Below are 15889 nucleotides of genomic sequence, written 5' to 3'. Positions count from 1 at the left end.
GACTGCCGCTGTGCCGGCACGCCACGCATGCCGCGGGAGAACGGACATGGTGTTGATGGCTGTGGGCGGGGGCGGACCGGTAAACGTGCCGCAGCCGCAGGATGACAACGATCCGGCGCCCGGGAACGGGGCCGGCAGCGCCCCGCCGGCGCAGACGCCGGAACAGCAGGCCCTCGCGGCCGCGCAGGCCGAGACGCAGCGCCTGCTCAAGCTTGCCCAGGCCGAGATGGCGACGCTCAAGCGCCTGCACGACCAGGGCGCGTCGCAGGCCGATCTCGACAACCAGGTGAAGAAGGCCGAAGCCGCATGGGGCGCGGTGCAGGCGGCCGTCGAGAACCAGATGCGCGTCGCGGCCGACGGCGGCGGCGACACGAACAAGGCGATCGCGGGCGTGGCCTCGGACCTGCGCAATGCGTCGCCGAACGATCCGGTGCTCGGCTCGGTCCTCGACGATGCGCAAAAGGCGGTGTCGGCCGAATCGGCGCCCGAGCGGGCGACCAACGTAAAGGCGTTCCAGTTCGCGATGGCGATGCAGAAGGACCAGGCCGCGAACGCCGACGTGCAACAGTACAACGCGTTGCCGGGCGGCATCCGGCGGGCCGATCCCGAAGTCGGCGCGCAACTGCGCCAGGCGGCCGGCACGGCGGACACGAATGCCAACAACGCGTACACGGCGCTCACCACCGCGTTGCGCCACGAATACAGCACGTCGGCCGCGACGCTGCGCCTGAACGACGCGAAGGCCGATTACGCGGCGTGGCAGAAGGAGCCGGGCGGACTGCGCCGTGCCGACGAGGCCGACATCACGCGGGAGCTGTCGCAGGCGCAGAGCCAGTACGACAAGGTCGTGACGGGCGGCGACGACACCGCGCTGACCTACGTGACGGCCGACGAGCAGAAGCAGGTCGTCGCGTCGGTGAAGCAGAATCACGACGGCATGTGGTACACCGGCCTCGTCGACGCGCTGGGCGAGGAAAGCCAGCTCAAGCGCACGATCGCGACGATCAATCCCGACGATCCGTCGCTGTCGCCGCAGATGAAGCAGCTCGCGCAGTCCGATCCGGTCACGTTCGCGCTGCTGCAGGACACCGGTGTGAGCGTCGATCCGAACGACCCGAAGCTGTCGACGCAGGAGAAGGCGCTCGCGCAGCAGAATCCGCTCGCGGAAGCGTTCGTCAAGATGACGGGCATCCCGGTGAGCACGAACGGCCTGAGCGACGCGGACGCGAAGGCGCTGAACGCGCAGATCGACCAGGCCGGCGGCGTGTTCGCGTATGCGATGGCGAAGGCACAGGCGGACAAGAACAATCCCGGTTATCAGAAGATCCAGACGCTGCTCGCGGCGGCGCCCGACGTGCGGCTGCAGTACACGAAGCAGCAGGTCGCGCAGCTGATGCAGGATCCGGGCAGCAATCCGGGGGCGGCGCTCCAGGTGCTGAAAACCAACATGAACGCGTCGTTCTCGCTGGACGAGCGCCAGGCGCTGTGGACGCAGGCCGGCCAGCCGCATTTCGACGCGAAGTTCATCCATGCGCAGATCGATCCGCTGATGCGGAAGCCCGATTCGCAGGCGACGGATCAGGCCAGCATGCAGGCGCGTTACGACGGCCGGATGAATGCCGACAAGGCCGGCAAGTGGATGCAGGACATCCTCGCCAATGCACCGCCCGAATTCGCCGGCGTCGTGCTCGATACCGTCGAGAAGGATTTCAGCAACAAGTGGACGCAGTCGAACACGGGCACGCCGCAGCCCTACGGCGACGGCATCGAGTTCTACAAGGGCCTCAGCACGGCGGTCGGGCTCGCCGACCAGCAGCCGACCGCGAGCGGCGTGCCCGTGCAACGCGAGGACGACGTCGCGAACTGGCTGCTCGACGACAAGGGCAACGCGAAGACGCTCATCTACACGCTGCGCGGCAGCGACGCCGGCTATGGGTTCGACGGCGTGCGCCAGGCGCTGTCGTCGGGCGTCGATCCGGCGTTGTCGAAGGCGCTGCTGTCGAAGATGCAGAACGACGACCGGTTCCGCTCGGGCTTCGCGAACGACTTCCAGCTGCGTTACGACCAGGGCACGAAGAATGCGCAGGACAAGCAGAACAAGGACGCCGCCAGCGTCAGCTACAAGCTGTTCCAGGCCGATCCCGGCAAGCAGCTGAGCGCGTATTTCAACGACTTCCAGAAGAACCTCGGCGACAAGTCCTACACGTTCACGACCGGCTCCGATCAGCTCAGGAATTTCGTCGGCGCGGGGCTCGGGATCCAGCCGGACGATCCCGGCGCCGTGCCGACCGACCGGAACGACGTGCCGTCGATGGCGCTGCTCGAGCAGTTGATCGTCAGCAACGGGCAGTTGCAGGGCGGCACGGCGGTCAACAGCCAGTCGCTGTACGCGAAGAATTCTGCCGCGTCGCAGATGATCCAGGCCGTCGTCGACCAGATTCGCAAGGTCGGCGGCGACCACGCGGTCGTGTCGCTGGTGCCGATCTACTACGTGTCGAAGGGAACGGGTACCGCGCCGAGCGCGCTGTTCAAGGTGCAGGTCGAGGGCCATCCGGACCAGTACAAACTGATCGACGATCGTGGCTGGCAGTACGACAGCCTCGACAACTACCAGCACAACAACGCGCTGTCCGACGACGGCAAGCTGTACGTGCCGAAGAGCCTGACGAGCGGTGGGGCGTCCGGCGATTTCTCGCAATACGAGCCGATCGACGCGCACAAGACGGAGTGGTACCAGCACGTCGAACACTACCTCGAGATCGGCACCGGCATTCTCGCCGCGGCCGGCGGCGTCGTGCTGGTCGCGAGCGGCATCGGGGCGCCGGTCGGCGGCGTGCTGCTCGGCGCCGCGTGGACGGCGGTCGGCGCGGGCATGGCCGTCGGCGTGCCGGCCGCGATCGGCGATCTGAAGAACCTCAGCGATCACGGCCAGTCGATCGGTTTCGGCAACGCACAGGCGCGCGGCGACTGGATCAGCCTGATCGGCAGCGGCGCGGGCATCGCCGGCGGCGGGCTCGGCGTGGCGGCGAAGTCGCTCGCCGAGGCATCGTCGCTGCTGCGGACGACGGGGCAGGTCTCGGACCTGCTCACGGTGGCATCGCGCGGCGACGGCGCCGCGGCCGACGTGGCCGGTCTCGGCCGCTTCACGCAGGAAGCCGACGCGTTCCAGTCGCTCGCGCAGACGACGGGCCGCACGGCCGGCGTGCTCAATGTCAGCGGCGGCGTGATCGGCGGCTATCAGATGGCCGACCAGGGCGTGTCGCTGATCCGTAACTGGGATGCGATGACCGATTCCGACCGCGCGCAGCAGTTGCTGAACCTCGGCATCGGCATCGCGCAGATTGGGCTCGGCTCGCGCACGCTGATGGAGCGGCCGATCCGCGCGATCACCAGGACGCCCGCGCCGCCGGCGATGCCGAGGCCGGTCGCGATCGACGTCGTCGACACGATGTTCGGCAACGGGCTGGCGAACCAGCGTCTCGCGGTCGGCGAGATCGGCAACCCGTGGCGGCACGCGGAGGAGCAGGCGAACAGTTTCGGCGAACCGGCCGACGACGGCGGCGCGGTCGCGCCGGCCGACGAGGGGCTGCGAGCGCGCGTCTCCGCGTGGCTGCGCGGGCGCCGCACGCAGGGCACGCCGGACGACGACGCGGTGACATTGCGGCTCGCGCCCGACGGTGAACCGATCGACGGCGAAGCGACGCCGGCCGTCGCCGCCGCATCGGCAGGCGAGGATGCGTCGTCGCCTGCCAAGGCCGGTGGGCCGGCAAATGGCGCGCACCCCGCGTCGTGGGCGATTCCCGCGCATATCGCGGCCGATCGGGCGATGCTGAGCGAGGTGGTCGGGCGGATCATCGAGAGCGGCAATCGGCTCGAGGACGTTGAATACTACGTGTATGCGCTGGAGGATGCCGAAGGCAACGTGCGCAACCCCGAGGAAGACGGGCTGCCCGCGACCAAAAAGGGCGATCTGCTCGACGACATGAACGCGGCGAAGGCGGACGGGCGGCGCGCGAATGCGCTCGACGATGCGCCGGCGCGCGCGGCCGCTGCGCCGGATGAGGGCGGCACGATCGGCGTGACGCGCTACTCGACGTACCACGACGCGCTGATGGTCGGCGCCGACGGCGTCGCGGCGGGCCGCTACCGGATCGCGCTGGTCGATCACGGGGCGCTCGCCGCGGACGGCACGGTGCCGCCCGAAGCGGTCGTCGGCCATGTCGGGCTGACCGACGCCGGCGATGCGTTCATGCTGTCGATGAACGATGCGTACGACCGCACGGTGCGCGTGCTGTACCCGCGCGGCTTCGATCCGCAGAAGCCGCTGATCCGCGGCGAGGACGGCCGGCGCGTCGACGTGATCAACGCGTCGTTCGGCATGAGCGAAACGCAGTGGGCCGCCTATCCGCGCCGCGAGGCCGACCTCGCGATCTATTCGAACCACCCGGACCAGCCCGAGAACCGGCTGCCGCCGGGCGAGCGGCCGTTGATGCCGGTGCCGCCCGGTTACTTCGCCGTGTACGCGCATGCGTGGGCCGATGCATTCGCGAGCGCGACCGGCAAGGCGATGAGCGCGGAAGACCTGGCCGAGATGGTGCGCCAGAGCGGCTGGGACGGCAAATCGCCGGTGATCCTCTACGCGTGCGGCGCCGGCACGCGCGTGAGTCCGCTCGCGCAATTGCTCGCGAACGTGCTGGGCGTCGACGTGTACGGCGCAAGCGGCTTCGTCGCATGGCGTTCGCCGCGCTATCGCGCCGACGGCAGTCCCGATTCCGGTTATACGAGCGGCATCCTGATCGAGCCCGGCGCGCCCGACCAGGCCGGCGTGCCCGACCATTCGGTCCGCGGCGAACCGCGCACCTACCGGTTCTCGCCGGCGCTGGCGGTCATCGACCAGGGAGCGCATCCGGTCAACTGGAGCGGCGTCGCGCCGCGCCCGGTGTCGAATCACTGGGGCGGCAGCGCGACGACGGGCGACGCGCGCGTGCCGATCGGCGTGTACGTGTGGCGCCTGTTGACGAAACGCGGGTCGATCATCAATCCGCGCAGCGGCCGTTCGGCCAGCGCGCTCGAGATGACGCACGCGCTGGAAGAGCTGGCGTGGAAGGGCTATACGCCGGGCACGCCGATCGCGCTGGAGGGGCCGCACAGCGGCACCAATCCCGAGTTGCTGCAGGCGTTCGCGGACCTGATCCAGGCGCCGGTATTCGGCCGGCTGGGCGACGACGACGCGGCAGGATGGCGGCGTGCGCTCCCCAATCCGGGCCGCCGTCTCGCGCGCTTCGAGATCGAGCCCGACGTGAACGGCAAGTTCTCGCCGGGCGGCGCGCAACCGGTCCGGATCAATCCGCTGGAGCTGCGGCCCGTGCCGGGTTCGAACGTCGTGAACCTGCTCGGCCACGCGACCGCGCGGCAGTTCCTGAAGGTGTCCGGCTTCGACATCGCCGAATCGCACGGCACCAAGCCGCGCGACGTGAGCCTGGATAGCGCGGCCGCAATCACCGAAGGCGGCACGATTTCGCCGCGGCAATTCGCGCGCAAGCTGCTCGACGATCCGGCCTATACGGAAGGCAACGGCGTGCTGCTGACCGGATGCTATCTCGGCGCAGGCGGCTATTCGTTCGCACAGGAGCTTGCGTACGAACTGCAGGTACCCGTGATCGCGTCGATCACGTCCAACTCGGTGCGCGGCACGGGTGCGCTGGAACTGTATCCGATCGACGACGACATCGTCCTGCCGGCACACGATCCAGACGTCGCGACGCGGCTCTATCTGCACCTGCCCGAGGCGCCCGATGCCAGCGACCCGCCGATGGTGTTCGCGCAGCGGGGCGAGCCCGTGGCGCGCACGGCCGCGCATGGCGATGCGCCGGTCGAGCCGGTGCGGCCGATCGACACGCAGATCGATCCGGACGCGGACAGCGGCCGGCGCGGCGATGGCGGTGCGCCGGGCGAGGCCGGCCGGCAGGGCGTGACGTCCGGCGTGCCCGCGCATCCGCGGCTCGCCCCCGAGCCGGACGCGGGCGAGCCGCCCGTCTACGAGCCGGCCCCGCTCGTCGAGGTCGAGCCGGGGCGGATCTTCACGGCGGACGAATGGGCCGCGCGCGCCGAGCAGGCCGCCGAGGCGGAAGCCGACGACGGCCTGTCGGGGAAAACGCAGAAAATCTATCCGAAGACCAGCCGGGTCTATACGGACCGCAAGATCGCCAACGGAGGCGTCGTCACGACGACGATTCATGGCCAGTCCGTGCTGCAGCCCGGTTTCGACGACGTGACCGGCGTCGACGCGACGCAGCATCCCGAATTCCTGCGTCCGGCCGACACGCTGCTGATGCCTGGCACCGACCCGCTGCATGCGATCGGCGCGCGCGGGCTGATGTCGCCGCCCGGTCATCACGTGGTGTTCGGTCACGGGATGTCGGCCGACGCGATGCTGGGCCCCGAAGGCCGGCCGCTCACGCCGGACGACGTGGCCGAGCGTGTCGCGCCGCATCTCGAACCGGGGCAGGACGTGACGCTGTATTCCTGTTTCGGCGGGTCGAACAAGCATGACCCGTTGCGCGTTGCGCCGGGCCAGGTGCGGGCCGCGAGCACGACGTTCGCGGCAGCGCTGGCCCAGCGTCTGTCGGAGATCACCGGACGGCCGACCTCGGTCTGGGCGCCGCCGGATATCCTGCTCGTGGAACCCGACGGTTCGACCACCGTACGCGGAACGCGGCTGACGGGCCAGGTCGACCAGGATCGTCTGCCGATGCAAAGTTTCCGCGGCGACCCGGCGCGCGCCGGCCGCCCGGCGCTCCCCGCAGGGCCGGACGCGGAACCGGCACCGACGACCACCCGCACCGCGTCGCGGCCGATCGCCGATCCGCCGCCGCGTCCCACGGTGCCGCGTGTGGCCGATCCGACCTTTGCCGATCCCGGCTACGATTTCGGCGCGATCCCGGACGGCACGTTCGAATCGGTCACGCTCGACCATCCGTTCCGCACCGCGCTGGCCGACCGGCCGGGCGTGATCGGCGACGCCGCGCGCGTGACGCAAGCCGGCGGCACCGTGAGCCAGCACTGGCCGAGCTATTTCCTGGACGGCCCCGAACCGACCCGCGTGATCGACGACGTGATGCAGGCGTTCGACGCGGCGGGCCTGACGAACCTGCGCGTCGAATTCGTGACGCGGGACGGCAGCGTCGTGCTCGGCAGCGGCACCGATTTCGGCGCGCTCGACCCGGAGGAAGGCTGGTTCCGGTTCAGCGGCACGGTGCCGGACGCGACGGCGGCGGCCGCAACGCACGCGCCCGGCCACGCGGGTGTCGATGCCCGGCTCGCCTTGCCGGAAGGCGTGCGGACGGTCTCGCACGACGAGCTTGCGCAGGCACTCGATACCGCGCATACCGGGCCGCGCAATCACGCGTACGTGCCGGCCGAGACGTTGCCGGCCGACAGCGCGTTCGCGCAGGGCGACCTCACGCCGGCGGATCGCGTCGCGGCCAGCGCCACCGCGAACCTGGCCGCCGTCGACGCCGCGGCAGCGACCGACGTCGTGCTGCTGTCGGCGCTCGGCCACGATCCGGCGAGCGCGCTGCGCATCGCCACGCCCGACGGCGGCACGCTGTTCAAGCCGGCCGGCGTCGACATGTATGTCGTGCGAACCCGCGATGCGGCGACCGGCGACGTGTCGTACCGGCTCGCCGGCATCGATCGTTCAGGCTTGCCGGAGGGCTATGCGGCCGTGCATGCCGGCGGTACGCGCGCTGTCGGCGCGGTCGACGGCAGCCCGACCTGGCCGATGCTCGGGCCGGCGGGGCCGGCCGGCCGCCTCGCGAGCACGGCCGGCGACCCGTCCGGTGCGACGCCGCCCGCCGCCGTTTCCGGCCATGCGGGCGCGCCCGCCGCGCCGCGCAGTGCCGCCGTGGTCGAGGCGGAACAGCAGACGCGCGCCGCGTCCTGGCTCGACACCCTCGGACGGCGCACGCTCACGCGGGTCGACGGCCGGCATGTGCCGACGCTGGACGGGCTCGCTCGCCAGCTTGGCCCCAACGCGCATGTGCTGGTCGCCGCGCATGCGGAACCGCCCGCCGGCACCGGCGCTCACGCGGCACCGGCGTTCATCGCGGTGCTCGAGACCGACGCGAACGGTGTGCTCGGCCCGGTGCGGATGCTGGACGGCAAGCGCGTGCCGCATGCACTGAGCAAGGCGCTGGAGCGGGCCGACAACAGCGGCCGACGCGCCCGCGGCAAGTTCGATTTCCATGTGTCGCCGGTCGCGCACGACGAACTGGTGGCGTTCGGCGGCCCGTCGAAGATCGAGACGCCGGACGGCAAGACGTCGTGGTCCGTGACGCCCACGGGTCAGGCGATCGAGAAGACGCTCGCGGCCGACGTGTCGAAGCTGCAGGACGCGCCGGTCTTCAAGCGGCCGCGCCAGGCCGTGCGTGCGGTCTCCGGCGAGCAGCGCTGGATTCACGTGGTCGAGGACGAGACGGGCAAGGTGCTCGGCTACGCGCAGCGCAACACGAACCACGAGTGGAAGTACGTCGAGAAGGCGCCGCTCGGCGATACCGAGATTCCCGAGCAGGATCTGCGCACGGTGTTCCGGCGACGCCGCCGCGGCGGCATTCCGGTCGGCCGGTCGCCGCGCCGCGGGATTCGCTTCATCGTCAGCGACGTGGCGCCCGCGACCGTCGATCGCATCGGCGGGTTCCGGCCGGCGAAGGAGGCCCCGGCCGTCGAGAAGAAACCATTCCGCTCGGCCGGCGACCTGTTCCAGTCGATCGTGCCGGTGCGCCGGCCGCTGGCGCGCGCGGAGCAGGGCGACGATGCGAACGCGGCGCCGCTGCCGCCGGTCGACCCGCATCTGCTGCCGTCGGAGCAGTCCGCGCTCAACGCCGTCGACTTCAGCGGCAACAGCGTGCCGCACCTGCTGACCGCGATCCGGAACGGCGCGCTGGACGGCGGCCGCCATGTGATCTACGTGTTCAGGACCGACGGCGCCGTGGCCGAGGCGCTCGGCGACCCGCTCGGCGTGATCGCCGCGCGCAACGGCGAGATGCGCTGGTTCGACAAGCTCCCGCAGGCCGGCAACCAGAATCATCCGGGCCTGCCGCTTGATGAAATGCCGATCGGCAACGATCGTTTCGGGACGGACGTGCATTTCCTGCTCACGCAGCTGTCGCCGGGCGATTTCCTGAGCAGCGCGCGGCCGACGCGCGTCGCCGCGCTCGAAGCGCGCGCGAAGGCGCTGCACGATCAATGGAAGGATGCGGAAGCGCGCGGCCTGAACTCGGCGCCGTTCCGCGCGCTCGCGGCCCGCACGCGGCACGGCTACAACGAGGTGCTCGTGGACTTGCGGCGCTTGAGGCGCAAGGGTGCCGCGCCCGAGCCGTTGTCGATCGAACCGTACCAGCCGGGGCTGTCGTCGGCGACCTCCGTCGCGTTCAGCCTGCGCAACGGCGCGGCGAAGCCCGAGCAGTACTTACCGACGCACGAGCAGATCGAGGCGTACAACAAGCAGGCGCAGCGGCCGGGCCACGTGAACCTCGTGCTGAAGGGCGAGCCGCAGGCTGTCATGGTCGACGTGGGCATGTGGCGCACGCTGCTCAACAAGCTGTACGTCGCGCGCGACGTGTCGACGTCGGCGTCGCGGTTCCTGCCGGTGCCGGGCAAGCTGCGCGCGCGGACGCGCAACCTGGGCGCGGCGACCGTCGCCGACAAGCGGATCCGGCAGATCTTCACGCGCTCGGACGCGGCGTTGCAGGATCGCATGGTGCCGATGGCGCGCTCGTTCTCGCTGAGCGACGATCCGGCATTGATGGGTGCGCTCGTCGAGCGGTACGGCGGCGTGATGCCGGTCGCCACGCTCGTGATCGATCCGCATTCGCTCGCCGCGGTGCTCGGCAAGGCGCACGATCCGGACTTCCTGAGCGCGGTGCGTGCGCTCGGCGACCAGAAGCGCGCCGTGTTCGACGGCGAGAACGGGATGATCCATCCCGCGCCGGATTCGGACGGGACCGCGCTCCCGCTCGACGATCTCGCCCATCTGCATCGCTGGCTCGACGAGGCCGCCCGGACCGGTTTCGCGATCCGGCTCGAGACCGCACCGTCGCGCGCGCTCGTGTCCGGCACCGACTACCGGTTCCAGTCGGGCACCAACGACACGTATCACGACTACGTACGGGTCATGAGCGCGCTCGAAAGCTGGTCGAACGCGCATCCCGACACGACGGCGCCGAACGTGATGATCACGTTCCACGGCTGGGACGCGGTGCCGGAATCGGTGCCGGGCGGCGGGCACGAGAAGCTGCTGCGCGCGGTGCTCGAGCACAAGGGGCTCGAATGGGTGCACATGGGGCTGTCGTACGGCACGCACGGCGCGGACTTCATCGGCAACCAGGATCTCACCGGCGCGCTCGCGAAGCTGATCGTCGAGAACCGCAACCGGCCCGAGGTCATCAACCGCCTGCACGGCGCCGATGCGCTGACGCGCGTGTTCGAGCGCGTCGACCGGCAGACGCTCGCGAACCAGCATCAACTGCTGTTCGCGGAAGTCGAGCGGCTCGGTGCCGCGGACGGGATGGCGCCCGCCGAGTTGGCCGCGCTGCGCCAGAAGCTCTACGAAGGCAACACGACCGTCTGGCTGAACCAGGCGCGCAAGGCGACGATCGAGCATGCGACGAAGCTGTGGGACGACGACGGCAACCAGCCGCGTACCACGACGGACAAGGGCGCACGCACGTTCGGCGGACGCTGGCTGGCCGACTACGGCGGCAGCGTGCCCGACCGGGTGACCACCGGCAAGCGGCCGTCCACCGCCGACCCGGTCGAGCACTGGCGCGCGGTCGTGCGCGACCCGGCGCTGATCAACGACGGCACCAAGCCGATCGGTGCGAGCCGCCGGGAAGCCGCCCAGCTCGCGAAGGTCGACATTCCCGACGCGAAGCGCGCGCAGGCGGAACTGCATGCGCTGCGGGTGCACGACGCGCCGATCGGCGAGAACACGCCGCCGCCGTCGCCCAGGCGGATTGCCGGCGACATCGCCGCGGCCACCGTGACCGGCGGCGCGGGGGCGGGCGTGCTCGTCGCGGTCGGCCGGGAGTCGGTGCGCACCGCGACGAACTCGCTGTATGCGGGCCTGCGGGTCGGACGCGTGTTCCAGGCGCTGCATCACGGCGCGGTCGCGAGCTTGAAGAACGGCGATCCGCGCGTGTTCGACCGCGTCGTCGACCGGCTCGTGCGCGGGCTGCAGGCGCAACTGAAGGCGAACGGCTTCGACGTGGCCGCACGCGGCACGCAGCTTGAGCAGATCGCGCACGAAGGCAAGGCGATGGCCGCGCAGCTTCGTGCGCTGAACGACGACGGGATGCTGTCGTTCGACGACACCGTCACGCATACGAAGGCGATCGCCGCCGACATGCTCGCGCAGATGCAGGGCGTGGTCGGCGGGACGTCGCTGAAGCTGCTGCACCACGGCAGCCCGCGGCATTCGATCGGCCGGGTCGGCCGCGTGCTGGCGCTCGGTGGGTACGGCGGGTCGATCACGATGAATGCGTTCAGGGCGTTCACGCACGGCGACTGGCTGGCCGGCGGACAGGCGATCGGCGGCGTGTTCAGCGCCGCCTACACCGGTATCGTTTACAGGGGCAGCCTGCGCGGCGTGAATGCCGAGAACCGCAGTCAACTCGCGCGGATCGCCAGCGCGACCGGCGACTACCTGACATCGGCGGTCGGCATCGCAACCGGCGTTCATACCGCGCTGACGCAGGATCCGGTGACCGGCTCGCTGACCGCGATGTCCGGTGCGCTGCTCGGCGCCGGGCGGCTGCATTCGCATTTCCCGAATGCGACGCCGTGGATGGAGCGCTTGCCGACCGGCATCGCGCTGGCGCCGGTGGCGATCTTCGGGATCATGCAGGGGATCAACCTGTACACGTCGGCGACCGCGCCGGACGATCAGCACAAGCCGCCGGGTTCGCCGCCGACACCGTCGGGTTCGAATCCCGGGACACCGGCGCCGGGCGCATCGTTCGCGCCGTCGCCCGGCACGACGACGGCGCCGGCCCAGCCGAGTGCGTCCGCGACACCGTCGGCGACGGCAGGCACGCAGCCGTCGAGCGCGCCATCGCAACCGGCGCCGACCCAGACGAGCTCGCCCAGCCCGACGCCAACGCCGACGCCGCTGACGGTGAACGTGGTCGCCGGCGATTCGTTGTGGACGATCGCCGAAAGTCACGAAGGATCGCTGCTTGCCGCGGCCCAGGTGCCGGCTGACGAACAGCAGCGGATGTCGGAGGGGCAGCGGATCAACGCCGCGTTCAACGAGATCCTGCAGCTCAACCGGAACCTGGCGAGCCATCCGGGCGAGATCGATCCCGGGCAGCAGGTCATTGTCGGGTGAGCGCGGTGCGGCGAAGGCTAGCCCGCAACATCGGCGGGTCAGCCTTCGCGCTTGCGCTGCGGGAGCACCCAGAGCATGCGTCCAACGGCCTCGGCCTGATTCCGCGAATGTGTCTTCTCGTAGATCGCGCGCAACTGGGTGCGAATGGTCGTGAGCGCTACGCCGGTATTCGCCGCGCATTCGTCCGGCGTCTTGCCGCAGAGCAGCGCTTCCGCGACGGCTGCTTCGGCGCTCGACAAGCCGAACGCCTGTCGCAACTGTTGCGCGACGACGAGCGGGGCGGTGCTGCGTTGCCTGACCGTGACCAGCATCGTCGCGTCGCCGAAGGTCGCCTGCAGCGCTTGCCCCGACAGTGGCGCGATGCCGAGAAAGATTTCGTGCGCGTCGCTCAGGGTGCCGGACAGCGCGAGGCTCTCGCTCTTTCGGGTCTTCGCGACGCGGGACAGCGCGGCCTTCAGCGCATCGTTCTGCGGCGCGCCCGCGGCGCTCAGGTGCCCGTGTTCGAGCTTGAGGCAGGCGGTCGCGCGCAGCATCGCTTCGGCCGCACCGTTGACGAATACGACGCGCGAATGCCGGTCCAGCGCGAAGACGGACAAGCCCAGTTCCTCCATCAGTTCGGCACCGAGCATGGCGTCGCGATGCAGGATGCGCGCGTCCTGCCACAGGTTGATCGAGCGTTGCAGATGTCCCGCCATGCCTGCCAGCGTGGCGCGTTCGTCGGACGAATAGGGCGGTCGGCCGTGGGCGCGTAGTAACCCGAGCAGAATGTCGTCGCTGCCCGGACGCGCGAGGCGCACCCCCATCAGATAGCGAATGCCCGACGGAATCTGGTAGTCCTGGAAGAACTCGCTGCGCTCGACGTCGCGGTCGGTCAGGTGATCCTGACAGCACACGAATTCGCCGAGCGGGGCACTCTCGACAAAGCCGCGGCGCGGGTCGAGCGCGCCATAGTACTGGTCGTAGAGTGCGACGACGCCGTCCAGCTCCGCGCGCGGCGAGTAGATCGAGAACTTCGGCGCGTTGCGTGCGGTATCCCAGCTGAACATGTGAAAAACGTTTGCGCCAAGCGCTTCGGATACCTGATGGAATGTCTCGAGAAAACCGTCAGGCTGCATCGCGGCCTCATAGAGGTCCCCGATAAGTTGGTCCCGTAGCATGCACACCCCCGCCGAATCGTGGTCTTCGTATATGGCGTTTTTGTCTGATGATATTTATTTTGAATGCCGAATTTTTTTCAGGCTAACACAGGTCGATTGCATTCAGGGTCGCATTGTTTTGCGATTTTCATTCACCTGAATGATGATCGAAGAAAACGCCTTTGCGAGAATCCCCGACAACAGCGTGCATGCGCGGTGCGTAGCGCACCTGACAACCAGAAGACTCTCGGGGAAAAGCAATGAAACTCAAACCTGTCATGTCCGGTATTGCAGCGCTCGTGCTGTCGGCTTGTGGAGGCGGAGGCAGTTCGTCCTCGTCGCCGCCCGAACCTGCCGCGCAGACGGTCAGCGGTGTCGCGGCGGCCGGCGCGGCGATGCAGGCCGCGACCGTGAAGCTGGTCGACGCGACCGGCAAATCAGTCGACTGTCCGGCCGACGCCGCGACCGGTGCGTTTCATTGCACCGTGACCGGCTTGACCGCGCCCTTCGCGTTGTCCGCGTATGGCAACGTCGCCGATTCGCAAGCCACCCTGATCGCGCTCAGCGCCACCGGCGGCACGCAGACGATCAACATCACGCCGATCACGAACGCGATCGCCGCGACGATCGTCGGCGACAACCCGACGAAGCTGCTGGGCGACACGGGGTTGCTGCAGAGCAAGGTCACGGCGCAGGCCGTTGCGGGCACGGTGCAGGCGTATTCCGCCGTGCTGGCCGACCTGCTGGCCGCGACCGGCAATACGGGCGTCGACCTGATTTCCGGTCCGTTGACCGCGGGTGCGCCGGGGCTCGACCGGCTGCTTGATCAGGTGAAGATCAGCGTGTTGCCGAATGGCGGTGTCCAGATCAGTTCGGTGGCAGGGGCGTCCAGCGATACGCCCGTGCAACTCGAGCTCGCGCCGGGCGTCGCGCCGCAGGCCAGCGACAAGGCCAGCCTGCCGGCCGTCGCGACCATCAACGGCGCGGCGGTGTCGAACCTGCCGAGCGCCAGCGATCTGGCTGGACTGCAGAGCGCCCTCAACCAGTGCTTTGCCGGCTCGACCGGTGCTTCGCGCACGGGTGGCAAGGTGTCGGCGTGCGGGCTGCTCTTCGTCGATGACGTCGCGGCGGGCGCGTTGAACACCGGCGTGCCCGCTGCCTATCTCAACAACGGCATGTCGGTCGATCAGGAGTTCGGCGCGCCGGCCGGCGGCGGCACGCCGGGCATCGTCGCCGACGATGCGATGAACAACGCAAGCTTCAGCGTGCCGGAGGTGATCCGCGTCGTCGCCAGCGATACGATGTGGGTGAAGCTTGCATGGACGCGCACCGACGGTATTCGCGACGGCATGCAGCAGCATGTGCAGCTCGCCGTCCGGGCGGGCAGCCTCGCGAGCGGCGATACCGGCTGGCGCGTGGTCGGCAATCAACGCGCGGTGCTGAGCAAGGTGAACGCGAACGCGCAGAAGTGGGACTGGCTGAATGCGGCCAATCCGTCGACGGGCACGAACGCGTTCGTCGATTCGCTCAACTTGCAGGTAGGAACCGTCGATGCGGCGGGCACCGCGGTGGACTTCGCGATCGTCAACGGCCCGGGGTTGCGCAATGGCGTGTTCCTGCAGCCGTCGAGCGGCACCTGCGACACGCTGAATATCCGTGCACAGATTGCGAGCGGGCAGACGCCGGCCCAGCTTGCCGCGCTGGCGAAGAATGCGCAGTGCCGCAACAATTTCCGCCTGGCGGGCGTCGCGCAGGATCCGGCCAACCAGGGCCTGTTTTCGTGGCCGGGCGATGCGCCGCGCAACAATACCGCCTGGGCGAAGCCGCAGTTGAGCGCCGCCGAGCTCGCCGACATCAAGCCGTTCAGCGCGTACACGATCGACGTTTACCAGAACGGCAACACCGCGGCGCCGGCCAGACACTATACGGTCCGGCTGCGCACGCCGTCGCCGTTGCCTGATGCGTTGCGCCAGTACGCGTGGCACGACGTCGCGCAGTCGACACGCGACGCGCTGACGCCGGGTACCGCAAGCACGTTTGCGGGCGGCACGACGTTCCGGTTGAGCTGGACGTCGAAAGCGGGGCTGCCGTTCGTCAAGCGCGGCAACGTGCAGATTCGCGCAACCGCGGCAGGGCAGCCGTCGCCGGTGTTCGTCAACGGCTCCGCGCGAGCGTTGCCGGCGCAGCCGGGCGCCGCGGTCACGCTCGACGTGCCGGGCGATCAAGGCGTGGCGTTCCCGGCGGTGGCCGGCTGGACGGGGAGCACCGACTTCTCGTTCATGAACCTGAACTGGACGGATACGGTCGACACGCTCTTCACCGAATCGCTCGAATACGACCGGTAACGGGCGGCTGGCCGGGTACG

Annotated in this window: 3 protein-coding genes; 2 read left to right on the top strand and 1 reads right to left on the bottom strand. The window is 69.6% G+C overall.

Going from position 1 to position 15889, the window contains the following annotated elements:
* The first annotated feature begins 46 nt into the window (after positions 1–46).
* Positions 47–12388 (top strand): LWXIA domain-containing protein, encoded by a 12342-nt coding sequence (locus DIE22_RS19195; protein WP_124605886.1) that lies wholly within the window; start codon positions 47–49, stop codon positions 12386–12388.
* Positions 12389–12426: 38 nt separating this feature from the next.
* On the opposite strand, the gene DIE22_RS19190 is transcribed toward DIE22_RS19195, so the two are convergent.
* Positions 12427–13545: a helix-turn-helix transcriptional regulator gene (locus DIE22_RS19190; RefSeq protein ID WP_124496031.1), complete on the bottom strand. Its 1119-nt coding sequence runs from the start codon at positions 13543–13545 to the stop codon at positions 12427–12429.
* Positions 13546–13784: 239 nt separating this feature from the next.
* On the opposite strand from DIE22_RS19190, the gene DIE22_RS19185 reads away from it, so the two are divergent.
* Entirely contained in the window at positions 13785–15869 is a 2085-nt protein-coding gene (locus DIE22_RS19185; RefSeq protein WP_124496029.1) for a hypothetical protein, read from the top strand.
* The last annotated feature ends 20 nt before the right edge of the window (positions 15870–15889 follow it).

It is taken from the genome of Burkholderia sp. Bp9142 (assembly GCF_003853415.1).
Taxonomy (GTDB): Bacteria; Pseudomonadota; Gammaproteobacteria; order Burkholderiales; family Burkholderiaceae; genus Burkholderia.
This window is presented reverse-complemented; position numbering and strand designations above follow the sequence as displayed.

What these genes read in the sequence shown, in the direction of transcription:
- DIE22_RS19185 (WP_124496029.1), top strand. Translation starts at nt 13,785, where the DNA reads ATGAAACTCAAACCTGTCATGTCCGGTATTGCAGCGCTCGTGCTGTCG.
- DIE22_RS19195 (WP_124605886.1), top strand. Translation starts at nt 47, where the DNA reads ATGGTGTTGATGGCTGTGGGCGGGGGCGGACCGGTAAACGTGCCGCAG.
- DIE22_RS19190 (WP_124496031.1), bottom strand. Translation starts at nt 13,545, where the DNA reads ATGCTACGGGACCAACTTATCGGGGACCTCTATGAGGCCGCGATGCAG.